Origin of the sequence: Deinococcus aerius, assembly GCF_002897375.1 — a bacterium.
Taxonomy (GTDB): domain Bacteria; phylum Deinococcota; class Deinococci; order Deinococcales; family Deinococcaceae; genus Deinococcus; species Deinococcus aerius.
In genome coordinates, this window is sequence record NZ_BFAG01000010.1 from 118,336 (window position 1) to 131,709 (window position 13,374).

Here is a 13,374-nt window from a genome sequence, read left to right on the forward strand (position 1 = left end):
TCAGCTCCCCTCTCTGGCGTCGCGCGCCATGATGCGGAATTGCAGGAACGTGAAGATCAGCATGACCAGCCCGAACATGAACGCCATCGCCGAGGCGCTGGAGAACTGGTTGTTGGTAAACGCCTCCTCGGTGATGTACTGAATCGCGCTCTGGGTGGTGCGGTTGGGCCCGCCAGCCGTGATCACCAGCGTCTGGCCGAAGAGCTGGAAGCTCGCCAGCACCGTGGTCACGAAGACGAACAGCGTGACGGGGCCCAGCAGCGGCCAGGTGATGAACCGGAATTTGGGCCAGGCGGTCGCGCCGTCGATCTCGGCGGCCTCGTACAGGCTCTGCGAGATGTTGCCCAGCGCGGCGAGGTACAAGGTCATGTTGAAGCCGATGGTCCACCACAGGGTGCCGACGATAATCGGAATCCAGGCGAGGCCCTCGGTGGACAGGAAGGGCAGCGGCTGCAGGTGGAAGATGTCGGTGCGGACGGCGTTGACCAGGCCGATCTGGTTGTCGAACATCCACCGCCACAGAATGCCCATCACCGAGACGGTCAGCACCCCCGGCAGGAAGAACACCGCCCGGAAAAAGGCCCGCCCGAAAATCGGCCGGTACAGCAGCAGCGCGAGGCCCAGTGCCGTGGCGACGAGCAGCGGCACGCTGACGATCGTGAAAAAGGCCGTGTTCCTCATCGAGTTCCAGAAGAACTGGGCCTGCGGAGTGCTGAAGTCGAAGAGGTTGCGGTAGTACTCCAGGCCGACGAAGGGCCGCGTCTCGGCGAGCAGGTCCCAGCGGTGCATGCTCACGTAGAAGCCGTACCCCACCGGGTAGACCACGAAGACGAAAAACAGCAGCGCGAAGGGCAGCAGGTACAGGTACGGCACCAGGCCGCTGCTCTCGCCGCCGCGTCTGCGGCGGGGCGGAACATTCTCGCGCGGCAGGCTGAGGCTCATGGGCGGCCTCCCGCGGCGCCCGCAGGCGGGCAAGGCAGGCGCGAGTACCGGGGGGCGCGGCACTCGCGGGGGGCGTGCTGGAAGGTGTGTGAGGTCATCAGGCACCTCTTCTTTCCGGGAGCGGGAGGCCGGGGAAGCGCAAGGCGCCGGTCACGGCCTCCACTTTGGACATCTGAGCTTGTCCTGGGCTGCGCGCGTGACCGGCGTGCTGGGTGAATTCAGGCCGTCAGAAGCTTTACTGGAAGGACTTGCGGGCCTGCTGGATCTGCTTGTTCGACTCGCTCACCCCGGCGTCCAGGGCGGCCTTCACGCTCTGCTTGCCGCTGTAGGCGTTCGCCCAGGCGTTGTCGAAGGGGCCCAGCACCTGGCCGCTCCAGGGAAAGCCGCTCGTGGCGTAGATGGAGCCCAGCTTGGGGAAGATGCCCGCGATGGGACGGCCCGCGAACTTGGGGTTGCTCGCCACGGCGGGCATGGTGGGCAGGCTGCCCGCCTCCGTCCAGGTCAGATTCTGGGCCGGGAGCGTCATCCAGTTGATGAACTCCAGCGCGGCGCGGCGCTTGTTGGCGTCGTACCCGGCGCGCTGCTTGGGCAGGGTGAGGTGGCTGCTGCCACCCCACGCGGCGTCCTTTTGCGAGCCGACGCGCGGCACAAAGGCCACGCCGAAGTTCATCTTCTGCTGCTCGAAGCGGTCGGTGTACCACTGCCCGCTGGGGAAGAAGCAGACCTTGCCCTGGCTGAAGGCCGCGAGTTCCGCCTCCTCGGTGGAGTTGGGGCGCGCGACGCCGTGCTTCTGCACCAGGTCGACCAGGAACTGCACCGCCTCGACCGCCTGCGGGGTGTTGAAGTTGGCGTTCAGGTTCTTGTCGACGAGCGAGCCGCCGTTTTGCAGGATCGCGGCGTAGGCCATGCGCGACCCCACCCAGTTGTTGTACAGGCTGACGCCCCAGGTGTCGAGGTTCGCCTTGTCAAAGCCCGCCTGACCGGCCTTCTTGCCGCTCTTGTCGGCCGTACACTGCTGCGCGGCCTTCAGGAACTCCGCGCGGGTGGTGGGCACCTTGGTGATGCCCATCTTGTTCATGAGGTCCTTGTTGTAGAACATCACGTACGCGACCGAGGAGATGGGCACCCCATAGGACTTGCCCTCGTAGTCGGCCGTCTTGAACAGGGGGCCGTAGAAGCGCGCCTTGTTGATCGCCGCCGCCTTCAGCTCCGCGTCGGTCAGGGGGGACACGGCGCCGCGCGCGATGAACTGGGTGATCTGGTCCTCGTTGATCACGACCACGTCGGGCGCGCGGCCCGAGGCGACCAGCGAGGGGAGCTGCTGCCAGGTTGTGCCCCAGGGCTGGGCCTGGGCGCGCACCTGGATGTTGGGGTGCGCCGAGTTGAACTGCGCGATCAGGCGCTCCATCACCGGGCGGTCGGCGCCGGTGAAGCCGTGCAGGAAGGTGAGCTGCACCTTGGGGCCGGAGTAGGTCTGGGCCCCGGCCCCGCCGAGAACGAGCAGGGCCAGCAGCGAGGTGCGGCGAAGGGAGTGGGTCATAACAGGAAATCCTCCGGGGAATGGGCCCCGCGCGGGGGCGGCGAAACGCCAGACCGGGACATCCGGCGGGCAGCGAACGGTCAGGAGGTATAGATGAGTGTTCGTCTGGCAGACTACACCTCGCCCCGAATGGCGTCAAACCCCACTGACACGCTCCCGCCCGCGCCGGGAGAGCATGAACGGCCCCTCTAGGCAGAGCTAATCCTGGCAGGACCGTGATGAGGCACCCAGTGCGCCGCCGCGGGCCTTGGCGCCCCTCTCCGGGGAGGCCGACAGCCGGGGCCGCCGGGAACAGGCTCCCTGGCGGCCCCGCTGGCCCGTGTCAGTAGGGCTGAGCTTCCCGGCTGCGCTCCCCGGCCTGCTGCACCGCCTCGCGCTCGCGCTCCTCGCGGCCCCGGCGGACCTGCTCCAACCCCTCGGCGACCCGGCGGCCATAGTCCTCGTCGCATTGAGTAAACAGCTCGACCATGCGCGCCTGCACCTCAGGGGTGGCCGCCGAGATGTTCTCCACGAGGTTCTGAATCAGGTCGTCGCGCTCCCAGTCCTCGAAGGCGCGGTACTGTTCGCCCGCCTGCTTGAAGTTGTTCGTGCGCTCGATGGGGGCGCGCTGGAGGTGCCCCTCCACCCAGGGGGTGTACTCGATCACGTCGCGCGGGGCCTCGACGAGGCCGTTCATGCTGGAGGGCTCGTAGTTCACGTGCGGGTTCTGCCCCGGCGCGGTGTCCACCCGGTAGGTCATCTGCCCGTCGCGCTGGTTGGTCGCCACGTGCTTTTTCGGCGCGTTGATCGGGAGCTGGAGGTAGTTCGGCCCCACCCGGTACCGCTGCGTGTCCGAGTACGAGAAGGTCCGGCCCACCAGCATCTTGTCGTCACTGAAGTCCAGCCCGTCTACGAGCACGCCCGTCCCGAAGGCCGCCTGCTCGACCTCCGCGAAGTAGTTCTCGGGGTTGCGGTCCAGCGTCATCCTGCCCACCGGCAGCCAGGGGAACTGGTCGCGCGGCCAGATCTTGGTGTCGTCGAGGGGATCGAAGTCCAGCTCCGGGTGGTCGCCGTCGGGCATGATCTGCACGAACAGCTCCCACTGGGGGAAGTCGCCGCGCTCGATGGCCTCGTACAGGTCCTGGGTGGCGTGGTTGATGTTCTTCGCCTGAATGGCTTCGGCCTCGCGCTGGGTGAGGTTCCTGATGCCCTGAAGCGGCTCCCAGTGGTACTTGACCAGCACCGCCTCGCCCCGGTCGTTCACCCACTTGTAGGTGTTCACGCCCGAGCCCTGCATCTGGCGGTAGTTCGCCGGAATGCCCCAGGGCGAGAACAGCAGCGTGAGCATGTGCACCGCTTCGGGCGTATTGCTCATGAAGTCGAAGATGCGCCCGCCGTCCTGCCGGTTGGTCACCGGGTCGGGCTTGAGCGCGTGGATCACGTCCGGGAACTTGATCGCGTCGCGGATAAAAAAGACCTTGAGGTTGTTCCCCACGAGGTCCCAGTTGCCGTCTTCCGTGTAGAACTTCACCGCGAAGCCGCGCGGGTCGCGCATCGTCTCCGGCGAGTGGCTGGAGTGGATCACCGTGGAGAAACGCACGAAGACGGGGGTGCGCTTGCCGGGCTCCTGAAAGAGCTTGGCCCGCGTGTATTTGCTGGCGGGCTCGTCGCCGACCTTGCCGTAGGCCTCGAAATAGCCGTGCGCCCCGGCGCCGCGGGCGTGGACCACCCGCTCGGGGATGCGCTCGCGGTCGAAGTGGCTGATCTTTTCCAGGAAGTGGTAGTTCTCCAGGGTGGCCGGGCCGCGGGAACCCACCGTGCGCTGCTGCTGGTTATTGCGAACCGGGTGCCCCTGGCGGGTGGTCAGGGTGCGGCCCTGCTCGCCCTGGCCCATGCGGGAATCCTGGGTGCCGCCCACGCCCTCGGCGGCGGTGTTGTGGTCGGGAAGCGGGTGGTCGCTCATAGCGTCTCCTGGGTGGGACCGGCCACGGGGGCGGGGAGAAACGGTGGGGCCGGGACTCTGGCCCGCTGAAGGCTTCCCGGTCCCGTTGGGCGCCAAAATCATAATGACGCGGCCCCGTCCTGTCCACCGGGCGGCTTCCTGTCTAAAGGGAAAGCGAAGCCGCGGCGCGCCTCACTGCGCCGCCCAGTTCGTGCGGACCCAGGCGCGGAAGCTGGGGTACTGCCCGCCCAGCAGGCGGCGCAGGGCCGCGTCCTGGTCCCGCAGGAAGGCAGTCATGCGGGCGCCCAGGGCCCCCGGATCGGAGGACGCCCCCGCCGCCGCGTTCGCCCGCACGAAGGCCGCGTCCCGGGCCACCAGCCGGTCGAAGGCGGCGCGCTGCGAGGGGGTCAGGTCCAGCCAGCGGTCCAGGCCGTAGGCGGCGCGCTCGCCCCCCCGCAGGAAGCTCAGCACGGGCTTCAGGCCCCACACGTCGGGAACGAGCGTGAGCAGGCGCGGAATGCGCTCGTCGCGGTACAGCCGTACCGTCAGGGACCAGTCGGGCCCCGCGCCGCTGTCCTCCACGACCTGCACCGTGTAGACCGCCCCGCCGCGCAGCAGATGCACCACGAACGGGCTGACGTTCTCCTCCCGCGCCCGGCGCACCTCGTCCGGGGAGGCGCGGCTCGCCCGCCGCACGTCGCGCTCCGTCACCGGCACCCCGGCTGCGGCGGAGAGGAATTGCGCGATCACCGGGAATTTCGCCCCGCCGCCCCCCTCCGGGCGGTGCAGGACGTAGGTGGCGCCGGGCACCCCGCTCCCGTCCCGCCAGACCCGCAACTCGGCCCGGCTGGGGCCGCGGAAGGTGTACAGCTCCAACCGGGTGCCCGGCGTGACGGTCAGGCTGCCGACCGCCACGCACCCGTACCGCTGGCAGAAGGCCGTGTTCTGGAACGCGGGGGGCGCGGCGAGGGCGGTGGGCAGCACGGCGAGGACCGTCAGGGCGGCGCGCACGGGAACCATGGGGATCGGGACAAGTCTGCCACAGCGGAGCGACGCTGGGTTGATCCTCAACATCGGGGGCCGGGCAGCCGCTACGGTGGGGCATGGGCAGGCTGTGGGGCAGGCGGGGACACGCGGCGGTGGACTACCTGACGGCACCCGCGCTGTTCGTCCTGGCGCGCCGCACCGGTCTGCGGGGCACGCCGCTGCGCTTGGCCGACACCTTCGCGGCGCTCATCCTGCTCGCCGTCACGACCACCCGCACGCCCCTGGGGGTGGTCCCCCTGGTGCCCTTCCGCTGGCATGGCCGGGCGGAACTCGTCAGCGTCCTCGTTCAGTACGCGCTGCCCTGGCTCGCGGGGTTCTCGGGCGAGCGCCGGGCCCGCGGCTTTTTCCTGGGCCTCGCCACCTACAACCTCCTGGTGTGGTGGGCGACCGACTGGGCCGCCCCGGAGCCAGCGCCGCGCCCTTCCCGTAAGGCTCGCTCAAGGCCGCGCTGAGAAAATGCCATAGCCGGGCGCCCCCGCCCCCTCCTACCCTGACCCCCATGAACACCCCAGCAAACGAGGTCCTGGGCCGCGCGTGGGACTTCCTGAAAAAGGCACACTGCGAGCTGAGGGAAAGTGATGTCCGGGTGCTGTCGGGAGACCGCCTGGAGTGCGTCGAGGTCCGCCGGGCCGGTGTCCCCATCGCCAAGGGCTGCGGCCCGGACTTCGAGAAGGCCGCCACGCTCGCCTTTCTCGCGGCGGCGCAGCAGGTGCGGGACGAGGGCAACTGACCCGGCCCTCAGGCCCCCCGCGCCGCCCGCAGCAGTTCCCCACCCGCCACCAGGTCGCGCAGCCGCAGCAGGTCCGGGCGGTAGTAACGGTCCCCCTCCAGCGGGGCCACCTCCCGCCGAATCCGCTCGTGGGCCGCCCTCACCCCCCGCCCCGCCGCGAGGGGCTGGAAGTCCAGCGCCTGCGCCGCGCACAGCAGCTCGATCGCCAGCACCGTCCGGGCGTGTTCCACGATCTGCCGCAGTTGCCGCGCCCCGTGCGCGCCCATCGAGACGTGGTCCTCCTGGTTGGCGGAGGTGGGGATCGAGTCCACGCTCGCGGGGTGGGCCAGCACCTTGTTCTCGCTCACCAGGGCGGCGGCGGTGTACTGCGCGATCATCAGCCCGCTGCTGAGCCCCCCCTGGGTCGTCAGGAACCCCGGCAGCCCCGAGAGCGCCGGGTTGAGCAGTTGCTCGGTGCGCCGCTCGGAGATCGAGGCGAGTTCGGCGACCGCGACCTTGAGCGCGTCGGCAGTCAGCGCGAGCGGCTGCCCGTGGAAATTCCCGCCCGAGATCACCTCGCCCCCCGCCGGGTGAGCACTGTCGGGGAAGATCAGCGGATTGTCCGTCACCGAGGCGAACTCGACCTCCAGCACCCGCGCGGCCTGCGTCAGCGCGTCGAGCGTCGCCCCGTGAACCTGCGGCACCGCGCGCAGGCTGTAGGCGTCCTGCACCCGCCCGCAGTTCGCGTGCGCCGGGGCGATGGCCGACTCCCGCAGGAACGCCCGCAAGTCGGCGGCCACCTCCAGCGCCCCGGGGTGGGGCCGCAGCCGCACCACGCCCTCCGAGAAGGGCCGGTGGCTCCCCGACAGCGCCTCCACCGTCATCGCGGCGGCGAGGTTGGCCGTCCCCAGCAGCGTGCGGGCGTCGTGCAGCGCGAGCGCGAGCAGGCTCCCCATGAGCTGCGTCCCGTTGATCAGGGCCAGCCCCTCCTTCGCCTCCAGCACGAGCGGCGCGAGGCCCAGCTCAGCAAGCACGTCGGCGGCGGCCCGCACCTCACCCCGGTACTCCAGCTCGCCCAGCCCGATCAGCGCCAGGGCGAGGTGGGCCAGCGGCGCGAGGTCCCCCGACGCCCCCACGCTCCCCTGGGCGGGCACGACCGGATGCGCCCCCGCGTTCAGCAGCGCGAGCAGGAGTTCGACGACTTCTGGCCGCACCCCCGAGTGCCCCAGGGCGAGCGACTGCGCCCGCAGCAGCAGCATCCCGCGCACGACCTCCCCGGGCAGGGGATCGCCCACCCCGACCGCGTGCGACACGATCAGGTTGTGCTGAAGCTGCCGCAGGTCCCCCCGCGCGACCCGGACGGTGGCGAACTTGCCGAACCCCGTGTTCACCCCGTACACGGCCTCGGGGCCGTCCACGATCCGCTCGATAACCTCCCGTGCTCGCCCGATCCGTTCCCGCGCCGCGCCGGGGAGCGTCACCTCCTCCCCGCCGCGCACCACCCGGATAAAATCCCCCAGCGTCAGTTGCCGATCCAGAATCACAGCGTCGTCTCCTTGATGTGTTGCCCCCCCACGACCACGTCGCGGACAGGATTCTCCCCCAGCGTGTAGACCAGGTCGCGCCAGTCGGCCGAGTGCAGGGCCAGAAAATCCGCCCGCGCCCCCGGCACCAGGGCCCCCCGGTCCCTCAATCCCAGCGCGGCGGCGGCGTTCACCGTGCCCGCCGTCAACGCCTCGGCCGGGGTCAGGCCGCACAGCCGCACCGCGAGCGCCAGGGCCAGCGCCGCGCTGAAGAGGGGCGAACTCCCCGGGTTGAGGTCCGTGCCGACCGCCACACACGCGCCCGCGTCCACCAGTCTCCGGGCGGGCGCGGCGGGCAGCCCCAGGTGCAGCGTCACCCCGGGGAGGACGGTCGCCACCGTGTTCGAGGCCGCCAGCGCCGCGACCTGCCCCTCCCCGCTCGCCTCCAGGTGGTCCACGCTCAGCGCCCCGAGTTCGCAGGCGAGTTCCACCCCGCCGAGCGCGTGGAACTGGTCGGCGTGGAGCTTGACGCCCAACCCGCGCGCCCGCGCCGCCATCAGGATGGCTCGCGTCTCCTCCACCGTGAACGCCTCGCGCTCGCAGAACACATCCACGGCGGTGGCGAGGCCCCGCGCGGTGACGGCGGGAATCAGCTCCTCGCACACGCCGCGCACGTACTCTTCCCGGCCTTCAGTGGGCGGGACGTGGATCAGCAGCGTGGGAGCGAGGGTGCCCGGAAAGGTCGCCTCCAACTCCCGCACTGCTTCCAGCATCCGCACCTCGGCCCCGAAGTCCAGCCCGTACCCGCTCTTGACCTCGGCGGTGGTCGCGCCGGAGCGGAGAAGGGCTTCCAGCCGGGGCCGGGCGAGGTGGACGAGTTCCCCCACCGAAGCGGCAGCCGTCGCCCGCATCGTCGAGCGGATGCCGCCGCCACGGGCCAGAATCTCCTCGTACGGCACCCCCGCCAGCCGCGCCTCGAAGTCGGCCAGACGGTCCCCGGCCCAGATCGCGTGCGTGTGCGGGTCTATCAGGCCGGGAACCACGGCCACGCCGCCGAGGTCGTGGGTCTGGCTGACCTTCGGAGCGTCCTTCTCCGCTCCCACCCACGCGATCACCCCATCCCGCACGAGGAGCGCCGCGTTCTCCAGCCTCGCCAGCTCCCGCATGGCCGCGCCGCGCTGCGGGCCGGGCGCCGGGGTCACGAGCTGGGCAATCCCCGTGAACAGCGTCTCAGCCATCCAGCGCCTCCGCCAGCGTCTCCAGGATCAGCCGCGCCCCGATGAGCGAACTGCGGCCCGAGGGGTCGAGGTTGGGGGCGAGTTCCACCAGGTCCATCCCGACCAGGTGATGCCGCCGCACGACCTCCCGGATCACCCTCATCGCCAGCCCGTACGTGAAGCCGTCCGGCTCGGGGCTGCTCGTGCCCGGGAGCACGGCGGGGTCGAAGGCGTCGGCGTCCACGCTGAGGTAGACCGGGCGGCCCTCAGGAAGCGCCCCGATCACGTCCCGGAACAGGTCCTCCACCTCCTCCATGGGCACGAGCGTGTGGCCGCGTTCCCCCGCCGCCGCCACCGCCTCGGGGTCGAAGCGCAGCCCACGCAGCCCCAGGGTCGTGATGTGGACGAGGTTGGGAAGGTCCTCCACCGCCCGCCGGAAGGGGCTGGAGTTGCTGTAGCGCGTGTCATTCCGCACGTCGGTGAAGTCCAGGTGCGCGTCGAGCTGGATGATATGCAGATCCGGTACATCATGAAAAGCGCGCAGCAGCGGATAGGTGACGCTGTGATCCCCACCCAGAAAGACGGGGAGGCGGGAGCGCGACCGGACCTGCCCCGCCGCCTGGGTGATCCGCTCCCGCGCCAGTTCCGGTTCCAGACTGGGCAGCACCACGTCCCCCGCGTCGGCGAGGGTTACGCCTGCCAGCCGGGTCCGGCCCGAGAGGTCGGTGAAGGGTGGGACGTAGCGCAGGCTGGCTTCCCGCAGGGCTCGCGGCGCGTACCTGGCCCCGGGCCGGAACCCCAGCGCAATGTCGAAGGGAATCCCCAACACCGCCACGTCCGCGCTCCATTCTCCCCCGGGCTCGACGACGGGGGCCCGGGCGAAGGAGGCGATGCCGCTGTAAGGGAGGTGGGAGGGTTGACTCATCGCCGGTCCGTGACCCCCAGGCTCGGCAGGTCCAGCCCCCGCTCCCGCGCCACGCCCAGCGCCCGCTCGTACCCCGCGTCCGCATGCCGGATCACGCCCATCCCGGGGTCGTTCGTCAGGCAGCGGCTGAGCCGCAGGGCCGCGTCCGGCGTCCCGTCCGCGACCGCCACCAGCCCCGAGTGCTGCGAGAAGCCCAGCCCCACCCCGCCCCCGTGGTGGAAGCTCATCCACGCCGCGCCGCTGGCGATCCCCACCCCAAAGTTGAGCAGCGGCCAATCTGACACCGCGTCCGAGCCGTCCGCCATCGCCTCCGTCTCCCGGTAGGGGCTGGCGACGCTCCCCGCGTCGAGGTGGTCGCGCCCGATCACGACCGGGGCCTTCAGCCGCCCGTCCGCCACCATCTCGTTGAACAGCAGGGCGGCTTGGTCGCGCTCCTTGTACCCCAGCCAGCAGATGCGCGCGGGCAGGCCCTGGAAGGTGATCTGGTCGGCGGCGTAGGTGAGCCAGGCTTGCAGCCGGGTATCTTCTGGAAACAACTCCAGCAGCGCCCGGTCGGTCGCCCGGATATCCCCCGGGTCACCCGAGAGCGCCACCCAGCGAAAAGGGCCCCGCCCCTCGCAGAACGAGTCGCGGATGAAGGCGGGCACGAAGCCGGGGTAGTCGAAGGCGTCCTCCACCCCCGCCTCGCGCGCCCGGTGCCGCAGGTTGTTCCCGTAGTCGAAGGCGACCGCGCCCCGCCGCTGGAGTTCCAGAATCGCCCGCACGTGCGCCGCCATCGCCGCGTAGGCCCGCTCGCGGTAGAGCGCGGGTTGCTCCGAGCGCAGCGTGTCCGCGTCCTCGTCCGGCTTCAGGACCGGGATATAGCCCCACATCGGGTCGTGCGCGCTCGTCTGGTCGGTCACGAGGTCGGGCGTGTAGCCGATCTCCACCAGCCGGGGCAGAAGCTCGGCGGCGTTGCCGAGGAGCCCGATGGACCGGGCCACCCCCTCCGCCTTGTACCGCTCGGCCCGTCCGATAGCGTCCTCCAGCCCCTGGGCCACCTCGTCCAGGTACCGCGTTTCCAGGCGGCGCCCTATCCGGTGCGGGTCGATCTCGATATTGATGCTCACCCCGCCCGCCAGCTTCACGGCGAGGGGCTGCGCGCCGCCCATCCCGCCCAGGCCCGCCGTGACCGTGACCGTCCCCTTCAGGCTGCCGCCGAAATGCTTGTTCGCCGCCCCCGCGAAGGTCTCGTAGGTCCCCTGGAGGATGCCCTGGGTGCCGATGTAGATCCAGCTCCCGGCGGTCATCTGGCCGTACATCATGAGCCCGGCGGCGTCCAGGCGGTCGAATTCCTCCCAGGTCGCCCAGTTCGGCACGAGGTTGGAGTTGGCGAGGAGCACCCGCGGCGCCCACTCGTGGGTTCGCAGCACCGCGACCGGCTTGCCCGACTGGATCAGCAGCGTCTCGTCGTTCTCCAGCCGGTCGAGCGTCTCCACGATGCGGTGAAAGGCTGCCCAGTTCCGCGCCGCCTTGCCCCGCCCGCCGTACACGATGAGTTCGGCGGGGTTCTCGGCCACCTCGGGGTCGAGGTTGTTCATCAGCATCCGCTTGGCGGCCTCCTGAATCCAGCCCTTGGCGGTGCGTTGGGGGCCTCGGGGAGCGCGGATCACGGGGGGAGCAGTGGGTTCGGTCATGGAGGTGTCCTTTCGGGAGGGGCGGGAGATGTGGCCCATCGTCCCCCCGGGCCGCCCCGCCCACAAGCCGACTTTCCGGTATCCCCGGAAAAGACGCTACCCTCGCCCCATGCCCCGCACCCTCAGCACCGTGGACGGCGCCGTGCGCGTCCTGGAGGCCTTCGACGCCGACCACACGGAATGGACGCTCAGCGACCTGGCGCGGCACCTGGGGCAGCCCACCTCCACCCTGCACGAGCACCTGACCACCCTGATGGCCTCCGGGCTGCTGACCCGGGTGGGGCGGGGGCGCTTCCGGCTGGGGTGGCGGCTGCTCAAGCTCTCCAGCGCCCTGTACGGCAGCGTGCCCTGGTACGCCGCCGCCCACGACGCGATGACGGCCCTGGCGCGCGGCACCCACCTCCTCGCCTTTGTCTGCGTGCTGGAGGATGGGGACACGCCCCGGGTCCTGTGCGTCGCCCGCTCGGTGCAGGGCCGTGACGGTCCCCCGGTCGTCGGCGAGACGCAATTCGAGCTGCCCGCCCACGCGACCGCGAGCGGGAAACTGCTCCTCGCGCTCAGTGGTTTGCCCCTGCCGGCGGGAGGCGCGCCCTTCACCCCCCACACCCTGACTGGCCCGGCAGCGTGGCAGGCCGAGGCGGCGACCATCCGCGCTGCCCGCTTCGCCCTGAGCCGCGACGAGTGGGCTCCCGGCACGAGCGGCCTGGCGGTGCCCCTGCTCGGCCCGGGGGGGGAAGTGCTCGCCGCCCTGGGCGTAAGCTTTCCTACCGGACGCCTGCGGGAGCGCGAGACCCTCCTGCGCCGCCTGCGCGACGCGGCGGACGGGGCGACCTGGGCGCTGGGCTACCGCCCGCCGTCCTGACCCGCCGCCCTACCCCGTCCGGGTGAGCTGCCGGACCGCCGCGTCGTAGCCCTTGGGGTAGACCGGGAAGAGTTGGCGGCCCTGGGCGTTCCACAGGGCGTCGAAGCTGCGGTAGCTCAGGTAGGCCAGCGGGCCCACCATGCTGTCACTCACCCAGAACACCCCGGCCTGGTCGTCGTAGCCGCGCACCACCCGGAAGTGGGGGATGTGCCCGGGGCGGTCGTACCATTGCAGGACGATCACCGGAATACCCAGCGCGAGCAGCCGTTTGACCTGCGAGAGCCGCCCCCCGCGGATGGTGAGGGTCCTGAGCCCGAACTTCGCCAGCTCCGGCGCGATGGCGCTGATCTGCATGTAGCCGCCGCCGGGCCGGGCGGTGCGCTGAATCACGTCCTGGCCGATCTTCACCCGGTAGAAGCCCAGGACCGCCGAGAGGGCGCTCGGCCCGCAGTTGTTGTAGGTCTGGAAGTCGAACGCCAGCCCCCGCAGGTAGGTCCGCACCGGCAGCGCGTCCCCGATGGGCGAGGCCGTCAGCGGAAACCAGCCGATGAAGCTGGCGACGGTCGGTGCCGGGGGCACGCCCCACACGACCGGCCCGGCGACCTGGCTGGGGTCCGGCCGGGGCAGGGGGGCCGCGGGCTGCGGTTTACCCCGGGTGGGCGCCGCCGGCGCAGGCGTGTTCGGGGCCGGTGCTGCCCGGGCCGAGTTCGCGCCGGGCAGCCGCAGAACCTGCCCCGGCCGCAGCGCCGTTCCCGTCAGGCCGTTGAGCCTCACCAGTTGCTGGACACTCGTTCCGGCACGCCGGGCCAGGCTGTACAGGGTGTCACCCGCGCGGACGGTGTAGGTGCCCGGTCCCGCCTGGGCCGCGCCGCCCAGCGCGAGAAGGACCAGCAGGGCGCCCGCCGCGCGGCGGGCCATCCCGGAGGCGCCCCGAGGGTCGAGTGGTTCACCGTTCATGCCTGCCCACCTTACGTCAGGGCAGGGGCTGCACACCACCCCGTGGCCCAGGCAC

At 71.0% G+C, this 13,374-nt stretch carries 12 protein-coding genes; 3 read left to right on the top strand and 9 right to left on the bottom strand.

What is annotated here, in order from left to right:
- From DAERI_RS14230 to DAERI_RS14245, 4 genes are all read right to left on the bottom strand, one after another.
- Nucleotides 1–942, bottom strand: a complete 942-nt coding sequence (locus DAERI_RS14230; RefSeq protein WP_103130092.1) for a carbohydrate ABC transporter permease — start codon at nt 940–942, stop codon at nt 1–3.
- A 235-nt stretch (nt 943–1,177) separates the two neighbouring features.
- Nucleotides 1,178–2,482, bottom strand: a complete 1,305-nt coding sequence (locus DAERI_RS14235; RefSeq protein WP_103130093.1) for an ABC transporter substrate-binding protein — start codon at nt 2,480–2,482, stop codon at nt 1,178–1,180.
- 322 nt (nt 2,483–2,804) lie between these two features.
- A complete protein-coding gene (locus DAERI_RS14240) occupies nt 2,805–4,424 on the bottom strand; it encodes a catalase (protein WP_103130094.1) in 1,620 nt (539 codons plus the stop codon).
- Between the two features lie 171 nt (nt 4,425–4,595).
- Complete coding sequence (locus tag DAERI_RS14245) at nt 4,596–5,423, bottom strand: hypothetical protein (RefSeq protein WP_103130095.1); 828 nt, start codon at nt 5,421–5,423, stop codon at nt 4,596–4,598.
- An 83-nt stretch (nt 5,424–5,506) separates the two neighbouring features.
- Here DAERI_RS14245 and DAERI_RS14250 point away from each other — a divergent pair, with 83 nt between their 5' ends.
- Nucleotides 5,507–5,902: a hypothetical protein gene (locus DAERI_RS14250; RefSeq protein ID WP_103130096.1), complete on the top strand. Its 396-nt coding sequence runs from the start codon at nt 5,507–5,509 to the stop codon at nt 5,900–5,902.
- Between the two features lie 47 nt (nt 5,903–5,949).
- Entirely contained in the window at nt 5,950–6,180 is a 231-nt protein-coding gene (locus tag DAERI_RS14255; protein WP_103130097.1) for a hypothetical protein, read from the top strand.
- 8 nt (nt 6,181–6,188) lie between these two features.
- Here DAERI_RS14255 and hutH read toward each other — a convergent pair whose 3' ends face one another.
- Genes hutH through hutU form a run of 4 tightly spaced genes read right to left on the bottom strand, consistent with a single transcriptional unit; the run spans nt 6,189 to nt 11,500 of the window.
- On the bottom strand, nt 6,189–7,703 hold the full coding sequence (gene hutH / locus DAERI_RS14260; RefSeq protein ID WP_103130098.1) for a histidine ammonia-lyase: 1,515 nt from the start codon (nt 7,701–7,703) through the stop codon (nt 6,189–6,191).
- Nucleotides 7,700–8,920, bottom strand: coding sequence for an imidazolonepropionase (hutI, locus tag DAERI_RS14265; protein WP_103130099.1), 1,221 nt, complete (start codon nt 8,918–8,920; stop codon nt 7,700–7,702). Before hutI ends, hutH begins: the two co-directional genes overlap by 4 nt.
- Nucleotides 8,913–9,824: an arginase family protein gene (locus tag DAERI_RS14270; RefSeq protein WP_103130100.1), complete on the bottom strand. Its 912-nt coding sequence runs from the start codon at nt 9,822–9,824 to the stop codon at nt 8,913–8,915. The genes hutI and DAERI_RS14270 overlap by 8 nt, the downstream gene beginning before the upstream one ends.
- Entirely contained in the window at nt 9,821–11,500 is a 1,680-nt protein-coding gene (hutU, locus tag DAERI_RS14275) for a urocanate hydratase (protein ID WP_103130165.1), read from the bottom strand. The genes DAERI_RS14270 and hutU overlap by 4 nt, the downstream gene beginning before the upstream one ends.
- A gap of 109 nt (nt 11,501–11,609) precedes the next feature.
- Here hutU and DAERI_RS14280 point away from each other — a divergent pair, with 109 nt between their 5' ends.
- The gene (locus DAERI_RS14280; RefSeq protein ID WP_103130101.1) at nt 11,610–12,362 is read left to right on the top strand and encodes an IclR family transcriptional regulator; all 753 of its coding nucleotides are present in this window, start codon (nt 11,610–11,612) and stop codon (nt 12,360–12,362) included.
- Between the two features lie 9 nt (nt 12,363–12,371).
- On the opposite strand, the gene DAERI_RS14285 is transcribed toward DAERI_RS14280, so the two are convergent.
- Entirely contained in the window at nt 12,372–13,319 is a 948-nt protein-coding gene (locus DAERI_RS14285) for a LysM peptidoglycan-binding domain-containing protein (RefSeq protein ID WP_235610402.1), read from the bottom strand.
- Between the last annotated feature and the right edge of the window lie 55 nt (nt 13,320–13,374).